The following is a 17286-nucleotide window of genomic DNA, read 5'->3' as shown; positions in this document are numbered from 1 at the left end:
GTTTAAGTGCTGAAATACCCCTCATACAAGCCTAAATACCCCTATTTGCACCTTTTTAGTGCAACTAAGACTGGCCGATGTCGTGGATTTCGTAACCCAGCTCTTGGGTGCCTGTTCTCAAGGCAATCCAAGCGCTTTCTAGAAGGTTGGCATTGCCCTTAATCCCCAGCTCAATATGACGCTGGGCATAAACACCCCCCTTAGAGGCGTCACCGACAGAAGGGAGACTAAAGACCTTCACCCCCGGAAAATTAGCCTCTATGCGCTCCATTAAGGGGGTTAAGGTAGATTCAACTCCCTTAGGAACAATGAAGCTTTGCTCTGCCCAATTTTCTTGATGGAATAGATCCTTGTAGTAAGTATCCAAACACCAAGCCATCATCGGCGCAGCCATTACCGGAAAGCCGGGTACAAAGTGATGCTCCTGTATCCGAAACCCTGGAATTTGGTTGTATGGGTTTGGAATAATTTCACTACCAATCGGAAACTCCCCCATCTTGAAGCGATGCTGATTTTCTGGAGTGCTTAAATCTGACTTGAATGGATCACCTTCTGCCATCGACTGAATGCGACCAGCAATTAATTCTTGCGCAGTTGGATGTAACTCAGTTTTTGTACCCAGAGCAAGTGCCGCGCATTGACGGGTGTGATCATCTGGCGTGGCGCCAATGCCGCCAGTACTAAACACAACATCACCACTTGCAAAACTGTCTTTGAGTGTTGCAGTAATTTGCTCGGGATCATCGGCAACGTATTTAGCCCATGCAAGACTGAGGCCGCGCTCATTGAGCAGCTCGATAAGCTTACTCATGTGCTTATCTTGACGACGACCAGATAAGATCTCATCACCAATCACGATTAACCCAAAGCGACGTTGGGCTTTGCTCGGCACTTCTATTTCAACTCTTTTAATTGCATCAACCATGGTAGGGCAGTTCCATATCAACAACGCGAGATTGCACTGTGAGCGCTTGATCCAACTCTTCTTCTCTCAATTGCTTGAGTGCATCTAATAAGAAATAGCTAAACCATAAAGCAGCAAACACAAAAATCAGAGAATAAATCCAAAGAGCTATAAAACTCACTATTGGAAATAACACCAAAGCCAATGCGGAGGTAGCCCAGAAGAAGGTTGGCACTGCGCCCAACATCCCTGATGCGATACCCATACAGAGCAATGGCCAGCGATACTTTTGAAGCAGAAGATCGCGCTCTTCCGAGCTGGCATGCTTTGCCAGAACGTCATACGACATCAGGCGCATCGTTAACCAGCCCCATAGTAATGGAGGCAAGACGGCCACCAACGGAGGAACCCACCACACAGGCAAGGTGAGCATCACCAATGCAAGACAAATGAGGGCTGACCATAGGCTGTAAATCAAACTGCCAAAGAAGCCGCCGCCCTTCTTGCACTCTAGATCCTGAAATTGTGACTGCCTAGAGGCAATCTTCACAATCGAGGGTACCGTTGAAAACGCAATAAAGACTAACAAGCTAATCGTAATCAAAGGGATGATTAGCATGACAAAAAATAATGGCGCAATCCATGCCCTGGCATTTTCAAAGCCCGCCCACACTAAACCCTCTTGTATCCAACTAGTAAAGACAGAAGTTGTTAGAAAGATGCTTAATGTTTCTAATGCTGGAGTCCATGTGAGCCAAATGAGGCAACCCCATAAAACTGAGACGATCAAAAATGGCCTGAAGCTCAGCCATAACATTCGCGGATGCATGGTTCCAACTAATGCCATGCCAAACGATTTAAACACTTGCGGTAATCCGACCATACAACTCCTATTGCCTGCAGACTTGCAGTCTACTTAGGCTTGAATTCTTTAATGGCACGAACCAAGCTTTGCCATTGTTGAGTGAGGATATTTTCTGAAACAGTTAAATTTCTGACTCCCGTAGGATAGACCTCTTTAGTGAAGATGGCCGTTCCAAATAACATATCCCACCACGGAAACAAAATACCAAAATTACAACCGCCTAATACGCCGGGCTTACCGATAGCCTCATGCCCATAGCCCACAGCGTGATGCATGCGGTGAAACATTGGGGAAACCAATAAGTATTTAACGGACCCTAAGTGAACCTTAATATTGGCATGCTGCCAACTTTGAATAAATTGGCTTAGCGCAATCAACGTGATGAATTGTCCCGGGGAAACGCCAAACAATAGCGCGAAGAAAGCCATGAAGGTTGCACGCATGATGTCGTCGAGAATGTTATTGCGATTATCGGACCAGGCAGTCATCACTGTTTGACTATGATGCAAGGCATGTAACTGCCACCACCAATTAAATACATGTGATGCGCGATGGTAAAGATAATCTACAAAGTCCAGAATGATGAGATAGATCAAAAAGCTAACAACGGGGACTGAGGTCACGCCTGGCCACCAGGACTCTACATTCAGGCGATCAAAACGAAAATCATGCAGGATGGAATCAATCTCAAAAAAGAATCCAGATAGGCATATAAAAATCAAGCCATGAAATATTCCCAGACGATGAAATAAGGTGTACAGAACGTCCGCCCTACTCGACTTTGAAAAACGCTCTTGCTTTTCTGCTGGGGCCAGGCGCTCCCACGTTCTTAATACAACCAGAATTAAGAAGAGCTGAACACAACCAAACAAGAACCAATCGATCCCATCAAACACATCCTCAGCCCAAGACATTAAGTCGAATTGGTACAGAATCGGACCCACTACATTAGCGAATAGAAGCTCCTGAACGCTGGCATAAGCATTCGCAATCATGGAGGTGACGGTAGTGAGGTCCATGCTTTATTTTGACTGATTTGCAGAATCTTTGGGCAGTAGCCCAAAACAGAAACCACGGCCCTTCAGGTTAACAATCAACTGCTCCAAAACCGCGGGTGCCCATGGATCTTTTCTGGACCAAATACCCAAGTGAGCCATCGTGATATCGCCATCCCTGAGGTCTCTGCTCGCCCCTTCTAACAGAGCGCTGTTTGGATGCTTTTCTGAGTTCAGCTCATCCCCCAAGAAACCGGCGGGAGCCCAGCCAATGTGTTGATAGCCACACATATCCCCTATTCGAATCAAGGTAGGGGAAGTTTTACCACCTGGCGCACGCCAAATTTTCTGTAATGGCTGGCTCGTCATTTCTTGAAAGCGCTGATCAACCCGACGAATCTGTTTACACATTGCTGCCTCGTTATATAGAACAGTTTCTCCTGCCTTTGGACCAAATTGCTGTTTCTCAAAAACCTGCCCCTTAGGGCCATCCTTTACAAAGTAATCATGGTCGTAAGTATGGCTACCAAAATGATTGCCTTCCTTTGCCAATTGCTGCCAAAAGGGTTTCCAAGAGTCATCTAAGGCAAAGTCACCACGGTAAGTTTTTTCATTAGCCAAGAAAAAAGTAGCCTTTACGTTTTGCCGCTTGAGAATCTCAGCCACTTTTTCAGCAACTGACATATTGCCGGTATCGAAGGTGAGGTAGACCTTCTTGCTACATTCTGCGACTTGAGCATTGGCGCCCAATGAAAAACAGCCGAGCATCAGCACGGCTGCGATACGAATGAATGCGTTAGGACTTAGGCGCTTCATGATATTAATTATTCCCATCCAGCCCTTGGAGTGAAAAACACACCATGTGGTGACTTACCAACTGGAATCACTGTTACCAACTTCATTGTTGGAATATCTATTACCCCAACCTTTTTGGAAAAGCGGAAAGTAACCCACATTGTTTTACCATCTGGAGTAATTTCCATATCGTCTGGACCGGCCGGCAGTCCAGTGATATCGCCCACCTTCTCCAAGGTTTGCATATTGATCAAGCTGATCGTAGAAGCAATACGGTTGCTTACAAATACATGCTTCTTATCCCCTAAAGGGCGAAAGTTATGAGCACCCTTACCTGTAGGGATGCGCTTCACTTCTTTGCGATTTTTCCAGTCGATCACCTGAACATAGTCTTCACCAGTAATGCCAACTAAAAGGTATTGATCTCCAGGCGTCATCCACAAACCAGCAGGCACTTTACCCGTAGGAATCACCCACAATACATTTTGTGTTTCAAGATCTATTGCAGCAAGTTCACTAGAGTCTTGCAAAGTAATAAATGCAATTTTGCTATCCGATGTAAAAGCAATATGACTGGGTGTCTTACCTAGCTTTACGGTCTTAGCTAATTTGAGATTTGCACTGTCGGCAGCATAAATATCCACTCGATCCAAGCGATTGCCATTGGCTATAAACCATTTGTGGTTTGGGGAATAACCGATTTGGTATGGATCAATAATGTTCGGAATCTTGCCAGTCAGCTCACCCGTAGTTGGATTCATCAATACAACATCATTACCTGCAGCATTGGCAATCAATAATGATTTTTGATCAGGGGTCATCATGAGGTGATGAGGCTCTTTACCAACCGGGATTGTTTTAACAACCTCACGTGTGTTCATATCGATCAAACTGACAGATGCAGAACCAGAATTCAGAATCACCGCCAACTTGGGTTGATTTGCAGGAGTTGCTGAGGCTACGGGGCTAGTGGTTTGCCCAGAAGCAGTTTGATTGGCCAACAAAAGCGCCAATAATGCAGAGGTCGCGATTGTGCGAAAACCTCTAATCTTGATAAATTTGTACATCCCTCCATTGTAAGCAATTGGGGAGACTGAATAGGCCTCAAAATCCAGTGGATATGCTTTGGATTTGACCTAGCGCAAGCTTGCTAAAACCTTTTCGAGCCGCTTTAAGGACATTGGGGTTGGGGTTTTAAGCTCTTGAGCATACAAAGCCACTCTCAACTCTTCCAGCTGCCAACGAAAATCCGTTAAAGCCTGATCCTCAGCCATCGCATAAGAGGCAGACCCCTTGTTGCCTTGCATCAGTTTTTGCCACGGACGAGCAACCGATTCCCAATCTTTTTGGCATTGGGCATCACGACTAGGATTTGATCGTAATTTATCAATCCGCATCGCAATTGCTTTTAAGTAGCGTGGCACATGCACCAATTGCGAATACGGTATCTCCGCCACGAACTTTGGGAAGATCAATCCCTGCATCTGTACCTGTATATCGGCATAAGCACTTGGCGAAGCTGCTTTTGCACTAGCAATCTTTTTCTGCAAATCTGCATGGGCTTGCAATGCATTTAATGCGTGGCGAGATATCTCTTGGGCAATAAGTGCCAATCTTGGTTTTCCGGCTTGAAGGCGCTCGGCGAATTGCTCTGCATTCACTGGAAGTTGCTCGGTCATAAAAGCACGCTCAAGGGCAATATTCAGAATCTGATCAATCAAGCCCTCTACCGATCCCACATTGATAAATAGCAAACCCAACTCACGTATACCGGGCAATTGTTTTTGTAGGGCTTTGAGCGTATCTTTATTACTCAGCGCAAATAAGCGACGTAGTCCTAAAGCATGCTGTTTGCGAGCCTCCTCTAAATCATCAAATACCTCGAGATCACAAAAGTCGATGCGATCCACTAGAGCGGGGTAACCAAATAAAGTTTTGTTTCCCTTCTGAATCTCTAAAGTTTCTGGCAACTCGCCAAACTCCCAAGTGCGGTATCCGCCCTGTTCGATCTTACGAGTCGCATCAGGGTTGGTTGCGTGAGATTTAGATTTTTCGCCTCTTGGTGGCTCCACTCCCAATTCGACCTGAGCAGTCTCTTGAGCAATGGCCTGGAAGGCATTACGGGCAGTCTGCCCATACTCTGAACGTAAGCGAGCCAAGTTGCGCTCTACCTCGAGCTGGCGTCCATGTTCGTCAATCAGACGAAAATTCATCGAAGAGTGCAGAGGCAGAGATTCTGGCCTGAAGTCTGTGCGTTTAATTTCTAGGCCACGCTCTTTGCGAATATCGCCAATCAAACTATCTAGAAAGTCACCAACGCCGAACTGCTTCTCCTCTAACTTGCGCTCAAGGAAGGACTTTGCGTAATCAGGCAATGGCACACAATGGCGTCTTAATTTCTGCGGCAATGATTTAAGAAGCAGCAACACCTTCTCTTCACACATGCCAGGAACAAGCCATTCGCAACGACGGCCATCCACTTGATTAAGTTGCGTCAAAGGAACGACCAGGGTTACACCATCCTTCGGGCTGCCAGGCTCGAAGTGATAGGTGAGACTCAGCTGTGCACCACCGACTAACATCGTCTTTGGATAGCGATCTACGGTGATACCAGCCGCCTCATGGCGCATCAAGTCCGCTTTTTCTAGGCGAAGTTGAGTATCAAGACCTTTTTCGGTATTTCTATCTTTCGTTAACCACGCCTTAAGACTCTCACGACTACGCACTTCTTTAGGTATTCGAGACTCATAAAAAGCGAATAGCAAATCATCATCTACCAATACATCTGGTCGACGAGAGCGATGTTCTAAGGCTTCGATTTCTTTAATCAAGCGTCGGTTATGCCAAAAGAATCCAAACACATTAGGATATTTTTTCTTGGCATCGGTTTCTGTTTCACGCTGGAGTGCAGGCGTATCCATGCGCCCAAACATTTCTTCCTGTACCAGGGCTTGGCCAATAAATAACTCCCTAGTTTCCTCGGGATTGTGTGGTTCATATCGAACCCTACGGCCATGATAAATCGGCAAGCCATACAAAGTGCCCCGCTCAAACGCCATCACCTCGCCCTGACGGTTATCCCAGAAAGGATCACTAAGGGATTTGATTAGGCGATGCGCAGCAACACGCTCCACCCATTGCGGCTCAATCTTCGCAATTGTTCTGGCATACATGCGATTCGTTTCTTGCAACTCTCCAGCCAAAATCCAGGCGCCTGCCTTTTTGCCAATAGTAGAACCAGGCCAAATGAATGGACGAATACCCCGCGCCCCTACGTAACCACCTGTTTTGCTATTGCGATCTTGAGATTTCTCGTCCTCTTCTTTTTTGGCTACATATCCGAGCAGGCCAGTTAATAAAGAAAGGTGTACCTGTTCATACGTTGCGGCCAAAGCATTTTCTTTCCAACCCTTTTCACCAAGCATCGTATGCAACTGGCCATGTACATCGCGCCATTCACGTAAGCGACGAGGTGACAGAAATTTACTCTTGCATAGATTCTCAAGCTGTCGATTGCTATGTTTGTGTTGTAGAGCATCTTGATACCAATTCCAGAGTTTGACGAAACTCAGAAACTCAGAGCGCTCATCAGCAAACTGTAGATGAGCTTGATCTGCTGCTGCAGCCTGATCCATTGGACGATCGCGCGGATCTTGAGTTGCCAAAGCAGATGCGATGATGGTGACTTCCTTTAGGGCATTCTGCTCTTTAGCAGCTAAGAGCATTCTGCCAATGCGCGGATCAAGGGGTAAGTCTGCTAATTGTTTGCCAATAGCAGTGAGCTTGAAGCTGTTATTAATATCCTTGCCATCTGCAGGCTCTGATTCATCAAATTCAATTGCACCTAATTCATCCAAAAGCTGCACACCATCCGCAATTGCTCTACCCAAGGGTTTATCAATGAAGGGGAAATGCTGGATCTTGGGTAAGCGTAAGGAGCTCATGCGCAACAGCACTGCAGCTAACGAGCTACGCAATATCTCTGGATCAGTAAATTTAGGCCGCCCTAGATAATCTTGCTCGCTATATAAACGCACGCAGATGCCATCGGATACACGACCGCAACGCCCTGCTCTTTGATTGGCAGCAGCTTGCGAGATGGGTTCAATTTGTAACTGCTCTACCTTATTGCGATAGGAGTAGCGTTTGACCCTCGCCAGGCCGCTATCGATCACATACCGAATGTTCGGCACTGTTAACGAGGTTTCTGCAACGTTGGTTGTCAGAATGATGCGCCGCCCATTACCTGGGCTAAAGACCCTCTCTTGCTCAGCCACCGATTGACGAGCAAATAAACTCAGAATTTCGGGATGAAAGCGTTGCTGCAAGACATGATCTTTACGTAAGGCTTCTGCGCAATCGCGTATCTCACGCTCGCCTGGCAAGAAGACCAATACGTCTCCTGCGCCCGCTGCTCCTTCTCGCCATAAACTGGCGATCTCTTCCGTCACCGCATCTGGGATTTCCTTGGCAGTTTTGGATTCTTTTTTGCCATCCGGCTTGGCATCCGGCTCCAGCGGTGCATAACGTTGCTCTACCGGAAACAATCTACCGCTGACTTCAATAACGGGTGCCACCTTGCCATTCATGGCAAGGTGTTCGGCAAAACGCTGGGCATCGATGGTTGCCGAGGTGATGATCAGCTTGAGATCTGGCCGCTTTGGGAGTAGCTGGCGCAGATATCCCAATAAGAAATCAATGTTCAGACTTCGTTCATGCGCTTCGTCAATGATGAGCGTGTCATAAGCACGTAACTGAGGGTCTCGCTGAGTCTCTGCTAGCAAGATACCGTCGGTCATCAGTTTGATAGAGGCGGTATGGCTAGTCTTATCAGCAAAGCGAACTTGATAGCCCACATCTTGGCCAATGGGCGAACCAAGCTCCTGGGCGATACGCTTAGCCGTAGCGGTGGCTGCAATCCGGCGAGGTTGAGTATGGCCAATAAGCTTGCCGCCATTAATCGTGCCTCGCCCCAAATCCAAACAAATCTTCGGAAGCTGGGTAGTCTTGCCCGAGCCAGTCTCACCGCACACAATCACTACCTGGTGGCTCTGCAGGGCATCCTTGATCAGCTGACGCTGACCAGAGACCGGCAATTCCTCTGGAAAGCGAATTTCTAGCTTACGTAAGGTGTTGGAAGCAGGCACAGGCTGTGGCATTGCTTTGGGTTTTTGTTGGTTTATAGGCTCTTGCACCCTATAATTTTCTCACTATGCCAACAAATGCACCGAACCAGGCCTTAATGGCCGAAGAAACGACCTCCAACTTCCCTTTCGTGGGGTGGTTGCGCGATGTTGCGCCCTACATTCATAGCTTCCGCGAGAAGACCTTTGTGATCGCCTTTGCGGGTGAACTTGTCCAAGAAATCGGCCTTGAGAATCTGATTGAAGATATCGCCATGCTCCATGCCATGGGTATGCGTATTGTTTTGGTTCACGGCATCCGCCCACAGATTGAAGAGCAGTTGATGCTCCGGAATATTAAAAGCAAGTTTGGCAAGAGCGCCCTGCACAGCTATCGGATTACCGATGCAGCTGCACTAGAGTGCGTTAAAGAGGCAGCTGGTGAATTGCGCCTCGATATTGAGGCAGCATTTAGTCGTGGCCTACCAAACACTCCAATGGCTGGCTCACGCATCTCTGTGATCTCAGGAAACTTTATTACTGCAATGCCTGTGGGTGTTGTTGAAGGCACTGATTACATCCATACTGGTTTGGTACGCAAAGTTGACTCTAGCTCGATTAGACAGTCTCTTGATAGCAATAAGATTGTGTTGCTGTCTCCTTTAGGTTTCTCACCAACAGGCCAAGCGTTTAATCTGGCATACGAAGATGTAGCTGCATCCACTGCCGCAGCTCTTAAAGCGGATAAGTTGATCTTCTTAAGTCCATATGCGGGTTTAAAAGATACTGAGGGTGATTTCATTACCGAACTCTCCATGCCGCAACTGCAAGAATATGTCGCGCAGAACAAAGATATGGATCTAGGCATGAAGAGTTTGCTCAGTATCTCTGGCAGAGCAATACGGGCAGGCGTTAGCCGGGTTCACTTTTTGCCCTGCAATCAGGATGGAGCCCTCCTAGAGGAGCTCTTTACTCATGATGGTATTGGCATGATGCTAGCCTCATCTGATATCGAGAACTTACGTGAAGCTAATCAAGATGATGTAGGCGGTATTTTGCAGTTGACGATGCCGCTTGAAGATGAGGGCATCTTGGCAGCACGTGGTCAAGACGTGATTGAGCGTGATATTCAGCGCTTCTCAGTCATTGAGCATGACCGCGTTCTCTTTGGATGCGCCGCCCTCTTCCCATTCCCGAATGGCGTTGGTGAGTTGGCTTGTCTCGCGGTAGATCCCGACGTTCAAGGATCCGGAGATGGTGAACGCCTATTGAAGCGTGTTGAAATGCGCGCTAAGCAAGAAGGCATTAAAAAATTATTTGTTCTCACTACCAGGACTGAACACTGGTTCTTAAAGCGTGGCTTTAAACGGGCATCAGTAGATGACCTGCCAGAAGAAAGAAAGCAGATCTATAACTGGGACCGTAAGTCCATGGTTTTAACTAAAGACTTATAAGCAACTTCAGAAACATAAGCAATATTAGAAAGGTATTACAGATGGCACGCATGGTTCAATGTATCAAACTCAATAAAGAAGCTGAGGGAATGGATTTTGCCCCGCTTCCAGGCGAGCTAGGTAAAAAGGTTTGGAATCAAGTCTCTAAGGAAGCTTGGGCAGCTTGGTTAAAGCACCAAACCATGCTCATTAATGAAAACCGCCTCAATATGGCAGACCCCCGCGCACGCCAGTACCTCCTAAAGCAGGTAGAAAAGTACTTCTTTGAGGGTGGAGCTGATATGGCCCAAGGTTACGTTCCCCCTTCAGAGTGATTGAATATCGGGTGCAGTGTTGCAGCAATTGATTTGTTGAAAAATATATTGCCAATTGGTATTGACACTGCCAACGATGAGCGTAGGATGAAGTCGTGGTGAGGCAGTTTTGGTGTCTCGCTACATTGGCGAAAGCCACTTAAGATAAGTGCATCTGTGCACTTATAGATGTCGGAACTAATTACCTTCCGATTATCTACGCCATGCATACCATGGCAAATAAACCCGATGGGCATACCCCGTCGGGTTTTTTATTACTTACAACAATGATTAGAGTGCGATACGCTCAACACCAGCAGCGTTACTGACTAGCAATATATTGGCTTTTTCTTTAGCAAACAACCCAACAGTAATCACTCCAGCAATTTGATTGACTTGCGCTTCCATCTGAATAGGGTTGACAATTTTGAGGCCTGCTACGTCCAAGATCCACCCGCCATTATCGGTGACAAAAGGCTCGCTTGGTGTTTGCTTCAAATCAGCCCTAGTGCTTTTCGCTAGACGCAGACTGACCTGACCACCTAATTTTTCTAACTCACGACTAACAACACCTTTCGCAAGCGGAATGATCTCTACTGGCAATGCAAAATTGCCCAGTACCGGCACTTGCTTAGATGAATCGCAAATACAAATAAATTGCTTTGCCATGGAGGCAATAATCTTTTCTCTAGTAAGCGCACCACCACCACCTTTAATCATGTGTCCTGCCGGATCAATTTCATCCGCACCATCAACATAGGCTGGTAGTCCCTGAACATCATTTGGGTCTAGCACTTTAAAACCATGTTTCAGTAAGCGCTCAGTGGTTGCATTGGAGCTCGATACTGTTCCGGCGAAATGGTCCTTATGCGGCGCAAGTGCATCAATAAAGCAATTTGCGGTGGAACCTGTGCCAACACCCAAAATCTGACCGGCAGGAAGCTTTAGCACTTCATCTCTAGCTGCCACACCCACCATTTGCTTTAGTTGATCTTGATTCATATGCCCGCTGAACGCCCTTATGCCTTAACTGGAACTGAGTAATTAATCCATCTATCATATGATATCTACAAGAAAACCACCTTAGAGCAGCGAGCAAGCCCATGAATAGCGCCCCCTCATCACCAAGCCAACTGGAACAACTCAAGAAACTCACCACGGTTGTGGCTGATACAGGCGATTTTGAGCGCATGCAGGCGTTTCAGCCGCAAGATGCGACTACCAACCCATCCCTGATTCTGAAAGCTGTTCAACAAAGCAATTATCAAGATTTGGTCCAGTCGGTCAAGGCAGCGCATCCAGGTATGAGCCCGACCGATTTGGTGGACTACATCTTGGTTGCGTTTGGTTTAGAGATTCTGAAGATTGTTCCGGGACGTGTTTCTACCGAAGTTGATGCCAGACTTTCTTTCGATACCAAAGGTACTGTAGCTAAAGCAAAGCATTTAATTGCACTATATGAATCTCATGGCATTGACCGTAAACGGATTTTGATTAAGTTAGCAGGAACATGGGAAGGCATTGCCGCCGCCAAAGAATTAGAGGCGCAAGGTATTCATTGCAATATGACCCTGCTCTTCTCACTCGTGCAGGCGGCTGCATGTGGTGCAGCCAATGCAAAACTTATTTCTCCATTTGTGGGCCGCATCACTGATTGGAATAAAGCCAAACTAAGTAATAACTGGAGTGATAGCACCAATGGTGGTGCAAATGATCCTGGCGTCACTTCGGTGAGGAGAATCTTTCATTACTACAAGCACTTTGGCATCCCCACTGAAATCATGGGTGCCAGCTTCAGAAATACTAGTCAGATATTAGAGTTAGCCGGTTGCGATCTTTTGACTATTAGTCCAGAGCTATTGGCTGAGCTCCAGAGCAGTCATACCTCAGTCGAGGCAAAACTCGATGCTGCTAATACCAAAGCAGCATTAGAGGCGGAAGGCATCGCACCGCTAAAGCTAGATGAATCCAGTTTCCGCCTGCAGCTCAACAATGATGCAATGGCTACCGAGAAATTGGCTGAAGGTATTCGGAACTTTTGCGTGGATACCGAGAAGTTGGAAGCGCTACTAGCCAAGTAATTGAGATTAGAACTACAGCTTATTAAACGCAGGGCCCTCTTGATGCTGAGACATCTATGTAAAGCAAGGACGGCTTTCACCACCTCTGCAATGGCTGCTTTCGACCGAGGCTGTGTAAAAACCCCCAATAATCCCCCTGTTTTTGTAAACACTGTATCGGCCTCAAACGTTAATTAAGTATCACTAATTAACGGATGTTCATGAAGATGAAACGATTCATTACTGGCCAAGATCGAACCCAAAGTACTTTATTACCTGAGCTGCTTGATGAGTACATCACCGAAGAAAATCCCGTGCGCGTCATTGATCTGTTTGTCGATCAATTAGATTTAAAGAGTTTAGGTTTTGAAGGAGTAGTTCCTGCTGATACTGGTAGGCCGTCCTATCATCCTGCAGTGCTGTTGAAATTGTATGTCTATGGATACCTTAACCGTATTGCATCGACTCGTCGCCTTGAAACTGAAGCGCTACGTAATGTTGAACTCATGTGGCTCATTACCCGCTTAGCTCCTGACTTTAAAACCATTGCGAACTTCCGTAAAGAGAATGGCAAAGCCATCCGTAAAGTCTGCGCCCAGTTTATTGAACTGTGCCGTCAGATGAATCTCTTTACCGACGCGATGGCGGCAGTCGATGGCAGTAAATTTAAAGCAGTGAACAGCTCCGATCAGAACTTCACCCAGGCCAAGATCAAACGTCGTATCCAAGAAGCTGAAGCTAGTATTGCGCAGTATTTAAAAGACTTAGAGGCAGCTGATCTGCGCTCACCTGCAGGGTCCACGCCACATCAAGTTCGGTTGGCTGAGCGTATCGATTTGTTTAAAGCCCAGATGGCACAGCTACAAGCTATTGAAGAAAAAGTACAAGCAGCACCAGATAAACAGATCTCCATGAGTGATCCCAATGCCCGGTCGATGCAACACCGTGGAGGCGGTATCGTGGGCTATAACGTACAGGCAGCCGTGGACACGAAGAACCATCTCATCGTTGCCCATGAGTTAACTAATGTCGGTCATGATCGCAGTAGCCTAGCTAAGATAGCAAACCAAGTCAAAGAAGCGCTGCAAGTAACGCAGCTGACCGTAGTGGCGGACAAGGGTTATTACAGTGGTGAACAATTCAAAGACTGCATGGACTTGGGTGTCACTCCCATCATGCCTAAATGTAAAACGTCTAGCAATCGATCTCACGGCCTGTTTGATAAGAATGCGTTTATCTACCACCCTGATAAAAATGAATACGAGTGCCCTGCAGGGTAAGTATTAATAGAGCGATTTAAAACCGTGGAGCATGGTAAGAATCTGATTGCATACTGGAGCTCGAGCTGCAGAACCTGCGCCTTAAAGCCTCAGTGCACTACCGGAACAAACAGAAGAGTCAAGCGCTGGGAACATGAAGCAATGCTAGATCAAATGCAGGACAACCTAGAAGCCATGCCTGATGCGATGAAAATTAGGCGTTGCACGATTGAGCATACTTTTGGCACACTCAAGAGCTAGATGGGGGCGACGCACTTCCTCACCAAAACCAAAGAGCACGTCAGTACAGAAATGAGTCTACATATCCTGGCTTACAACCTTAAACGAGTGATGAACATCATGGGTAGCAGCAATCTAATGAAGGCGATGGCGACATAAGGCGAAAGCCTTACTCAATCCGTAATAAACAGGCCTGAGTAACGCCTCTACGAGGCGTTACTAAAAAATCACAAATTACCAAAACAGAATTGTTGCCTCAACCAGAAGCGTTTGATTTAAGGCCAAAACCCGTGTACACGCTTTAAATCTAAATCAATGGAAGTATTTTGGGTTTTTACACAGCCTCGGCCCTAAGCAGGGCCTTGGTAAGCAATCACTGTTTACTGCAAACCGTTGTAAAGCAATAGTGAATTAAGAGTGGTGTACGAAGCCGAATTCTTGCCGGCCGCAGGTAAAACCAAAGTATTTAAGGTGGTAACGGCTACCGCCCCAGCAATATCCATAGCAGACCCTTGGGCTTGAATAGCAGTTAAAGCAGTGGCTGCCGTTCCCAGGTCAGCTATTTTTTGAGTTACTGTTAAGTCTGTATTAAAACTTGTAACTAGAGTATTGAATGAACTATCGGGAATATAGCTGGCGCCATTGACCGTTCGTGTTGTGCCATCAATTGCCGACAGCAGCTTATTTACACCAGATCCGCCAGTCATGATTGCGGTTACCGCGTATGCGCCACCAGCATCACGAAATGCTTTAGCAGCCGTATCGTAGCCAGCAATATCCGTTTGAACCCAAGCATTTGAAGATGCAACTGAAGTTGCAAAGTTATTGACCCAGGTAATTTGCCCAGTAGTGCTGCTATAGACTGGAGAGTTAATGGCTAAGGTATCGATATTTTTAATATCAACAGAAAGCGTTAAATTGATGGCAGCTTGATCTAATAAGCCAGTTGCTACGGGATCAGCTAAAGCAAACGCTGTTCCTACAGCTTTAAATGCATTGACTACACCAAGCAAGTTGGTTAATGCTGGTGCAACAGCTACTGAAGCTGGCGCCACAAAGGTAAATGCGGTTGGTGGCGCTGCAAATGCGAGAGCTGAAATTGTAAGTAGCGAGGCTACAAGGATTTTTTTCATTGGTACTTTCTTAAGGATTCAATATTTCTCTAGGGTCATTGGCCGTTTTGGCTTTAACGTTTGATGTTGTTGGCATAATTTCGACCACCTTCTCCGGCATACCGGGTGAGGTTTGTACCCTCCTGGCCATGATGCGCACTTCCCTATTGGCTTTAAAGAGTTTTTCTTCAAGATCAACGGTTGACTCACCCATCTCTTTTGCATCATCAAACTCAGCTTGCAAGTTAGCTAGCCTATCTTTGGATACCTGCAGGAATACCGATGGGCTTGAAGTTCTCATGGCCTTTTCAATATCCTTGTTTTGCAGCATCATCACGACAGCTGCATTTCCAAAACCCAAGGCTGCCATCCTCTGACTATTCTTTAATAAGACACAGTTGTCGTCCACATAAGTGCCGCCGCCTGCAAGCCCTAACCCCAAGATCGATCCGGATGCAGATACAGAGCCAAGACAGACATCGCTACCGGCAGCTGTTAAGCCCGGAGCATACATAGTAGGAACTGAGTAAACTTTTGCCGTGGTAGTCCCTGGATTATTGCTATTCACGTTGCCATACCCACCAGTCACATTAGTCGAATTTTGTTGGGTGCCAATATTGCTACCCAATAAGTTGGACTGCCCGCCGCCAACCGAAGTGTTCGTTGCGCTAGCTCCCGTAGAGTTGACATCATTGGATGTCTGGCCTGATGCAGATGAAATGAATAAGGCCAAAATAAGTAAAAAAAATATGCGGATAAATCTCTCCATTTTTTAAGCGCAACTTACGCCCATAGAGCGGCCATCAACTGGACACTTTAATTAACATAACTAATAAGGATTGCATCTTGCCTGCTATAGCTGCAGCTAGGATGTTTAATAGAAGCCCACGAAGAATCGCTGGCTAATGAAGTGCATTAGCAGCAGTTATTTAATAAACTAGTTCTGGAGGGGTGAGACCTGCTCTAATTCGCTAGAGAGGACGACTGTTACGTAGGGTTAAGAAAATCAAGCGCCCTAACAGTTGTTAGCCTTGACCTAGCCACAACTTACTCTTTTAATGACCAAATAGATACAACCTATTTTGTTGAAGGTTATAAAGGGTCAATGAGTGCCTCAATGGCTGTTTTGAGATTTAAAGCTTGGCCGAAAGCCGACCATCAGCACTAAAAGAAAAGCCATCCCACAGGATGGCTTTGGTAACAATTTTGGCAGTAAACAAGACTACTACTTACTTCTTGGCAGTATTAATACCTAGTATTGAATAAGCTGGGCAGTTACCAATCATTCCTGTGATGAGGGGAATGACGCCAATCCAAGCCCATGGACCAGTAATACCAAAACCAGCCAAGCCCATCAGCGTGATGCCGACAGTCATTCGTAGAACGCGATCAGTATGTCCGATATTGCATTTCATAAGAAGCCTTTCGTTTTACTTGGCAGCTTTAGCTAGGCGCTGTCTTAATGCCTCATATAAGCATACGCCACTTGCAACAGATACATTCAAGCTGGATACAACCCCCTGCATAGGGATGCGGACTAACTCATCACAGGTTTCTTTTGTGAGGCGACGCATTCCCTCGCCTTCAGCGCCCATCACGATTCCAATAGGACCTGTGAGATCAATGTCATAGATCGATTTTGTGGCTTCGTCATCGGTACCAATCAACCAAACACCCGCTTCCTGCATTTCTTTCATACTACGTACGAGGTTAGTCACCGTAATGACTGGCATCACTTCTGATGCACCACTAGAGACCTTGCTAACGGTGGCATTAACCGATGCAGAGCGATCTTTAGGGACTACAACAGCATCTACGCCAGCGCCATCTGCTACGCGCAGGCAAGCGCCAAAGTTATGGGGATCAGTAATGCCATCTAAAACCAGGAACAATGGCTTTTTCTGAGCACTCTCAGCATCTTCAACAACTTCAGTAACAGTGCGTGCCACAGTCATTTTTTCAGCCAAGGCCACAACACCTTGGTGGCGATCATGCCCTGTCAACTTATGCAAACGCTCGGCATCAGCGGCGTGTAAACGCTCACCTAAAATCTCTTCAGCTTGCTTTAAAAAATCCCCCATACGTCTATCACGACGACCGGAGTCAAAGTACACAGACTTCAAACTGTCTGGATCAACTCGTAAGCGCGCTTGCACCGCATGAAAACCTACTAATATTTGCTTCAT

14 protein-coding genes and 1 pseudogene are annotated in these 17286 nt (G+C 46.5%); 4 read left to right on the top strand and 11 right to left on the bottom strand.

Going from position 1 to position 17286, the window contains the following annotated elements:
• Nucleotides 1-64: 64 nt before the first annotated feature.
• The 6 genes from AOC28_RS01305 to hrpA all read right to left on the bottom strand — a co-directional run bounded on the left by AOC28_RS01305 (nucleotide 65) and on the right by hrpA (nucleotide 8718).
• The gene (locus AOC28_RS01305) at nucleotides 65-925 is read right to left on the bottom strand and encodes a molybdopterin-binding protein (RefSeq protein WP_072582199.1); all 861 of its coding nucleotides are present in this window, start codon (nucleotides 923-925) and stop codon (nucleotides 65-67) included.
• On the bottom strand, nucleotides 918-1787 hold the full coding sequence (locus AOC28_RS01300) for an EI24 domain-containing protein (protein ID WP_072582198.1): 870 nt from the start codon (nucleotides 1785-1787) through the stop codon (nucleotides 918-920). The genes AOC28_RS01305 and AOC28_RS01300 overlap by 8 nt, the downstream gene beginning before the upstream one ends.
• Before the next feature lie 29 nt (nucleotides 1788-1816).
• The gene (locus tag AOC28_RS01295) at nucleotides 1817-2788 is read right to left on the bottom strand and encodes a sterol desaturase family protein (protein WP_072582197.1); all 972 of its coding nucleotides are present in this window, start codon (nucleotides 2786-2788) and stop codon (nucleotides 1817-1819) included.
• 3 nt (nucleotides 2789-2791) lie between these two features.
• Nucleotides 2792-3598 (bottom strand): polysaccharide deacetylase family protein, encoded by an 807-nt coding sequence (locus tag AOC28_RS01290; RefSeq protein WP_237767710.1) that lies wholly within the window; start codon nucleotides 3596-3598, stop codon nucleotides 2792-2794.
• On the bottom strand, nucleotides 3589-4626 hold the full coding sequence (locus AOC28_RS01285; protein WP_072582196.1) for a cytochrome D1 domain-containing protein: 1038 nt from the start codon (nucleotides 4624-4626) through the stop codon (nucleotides 3589-3591). Before AOC28_RS01285 ends, AOC28_RS01290 begins: the two co-directional genes overlap by 10 nt.
• Before the next feature lie 69 nt (nucleotides 4627-4695).
• Nucleotides 4696-8718, bottom strand: coding sequence for an ATP-dependent RNA helicase HrpA (hrpA, locus tag AOC28_RS01280; protein ID WP_237767709.1), 4023 nt, complete (start codon nucleotides 8716-8718; stop codon nucleotides 4696-4698).
• 53 nt (nucleotides 8719-8771) lie between these two features.
• On the opposite strand from hrpA, the gene argA reads away from it, so the two are divergent.
• Together argA and AOC28_RS01270 are read left to right on the top strand one after the other, a co-directional pair.
• A complete protein-coding gene (gene argA, locus AOC28_RS01275; RefSeq protein ID WP_072582195.1) occupies nucleotides 8772-10136 on the top strand; it encodes an amino-acid N-acetyltransferase in 1365 nt (454 codons plus the stop codon).
• Between the two features lie 41 nt (nucleotides 10137-10177).
• A complete protein-coding gene (locus AOC28_RS01270; protein ID WP_072582194.1) occupies nucleotides 10178-10450 on the top strand; it encodes an oxidative damage protection protein in 273 nt (90 codons plus the stop codon).
• A 270-nt stretch (nucleotides 10451-10720) separates the two neighbouring features.
• On the opposite strand, the gene rpiA is transcribed toward AOC28_RS01270, so the two are convergent.
• Nucleotides 10721-11431: a ribose-5-phosphate isomerase RpiA gene (gene rpiA, locus AOC28_RS01265; RefSeq protein ID WP_072582193.1), complete on the bottom strand. Its 711-nt coding sequence runs from the start codon at nucleotides 11429-11431 to the stop codon at nucleotides 10721-10723.
• A 101-nt stretch (nucleotides 11432-11532) separates the two neighbouring features.
• On the opposite strand from rpiA, the gene tal reads away from it, so the two are divergent.
• Entirely contained in the window at nucleotides 11533-12510 is a 978-nt protein-coding gene (gene tal, locus AOC28_RS01260) for a transaldolase (RefSeq protein ID WP_072582192.1), read from the top strand.
• 206 nt (nucleotides 12511-12716) lie between these two features.
• A pseudogene (locus AOC28_RS01255) lies at nucleotides 12717-14147 on the top strand (IS1182 family transposase).
• Between the two features lie 221 nt (nucleotides 14148-14368).
• Here AOC28_RS01255 and AOC28_RS01250 read toward each other — a convergent pair.
• From AOC28_RS01250 to rlmB, 4 genes are all read right to left on the bottom strand, one after another.
• The gene (locus AOC28_RS01250; protein ID WP_072582191.1) at nucleotides 14369-15121 is read right to left on the bottom strand and encodes a hypothetical protein; all 753 of its coding nucleotides are present in this window, start codon (nucleotides 15119-15121) and stop codon (nucleotides 14369-14371) included.
• Between the two features lie 10 nt (nucleotides 15122-15131).
• Complete coding sequence (locus AOC28_RS01245; protein WP_072582190.1) at nucleotides 15132-15869, bottom strand: hypothetical protein; 738 nt, start codon at nucleotides 15867-15869, stop codon at nucleotides 15132-15134.
• 460 nt (nucleotides 15870-16329) lie between these two features.
• Nucleotides 16330-16515: a DUF2892 domain-containing protein gene (locus AOC28_RS01240; RefSeq protein ID WP_072582189.1), complete on the bottom strand. Its 186-nt coding sequence runs from the start codon at nucleotides 16513-16515 to the stop codon at nucleotides 16330-16332.
• 15 nt (nucleotides 16516-16530) lie between these two features.
• Nucleotides 16531-17286 carry a 23S rRNA (guanosine(2251)-2'-O)-methyltransferase RlmB gene (gene rlmB / locus AOC28_RS01235; RefSeq protein WP_072582188.1) on the bottom strand — a complete coding sequence of 252 codons (756 nt, stop codon included), beginning with the start codon at nucleotides 17284-17286 and terminating at the stop codon, nucleotides 16531-16533.

Source organism: Polynucleobacter sp. MWH-Adler-W8 (assembly GCF_001889925.1).
Lineage (GTDB): Bacteria > Pseudomonadota > Gammaproteobacteria > Burkholderiales > Burkholderiaceae > Polynucleobacter.
The sequence above is the reverse complement of the archived record's forward strand: the minus strand, read 5'-3'. Positions and strand labels throughout refer to the sequence as shown.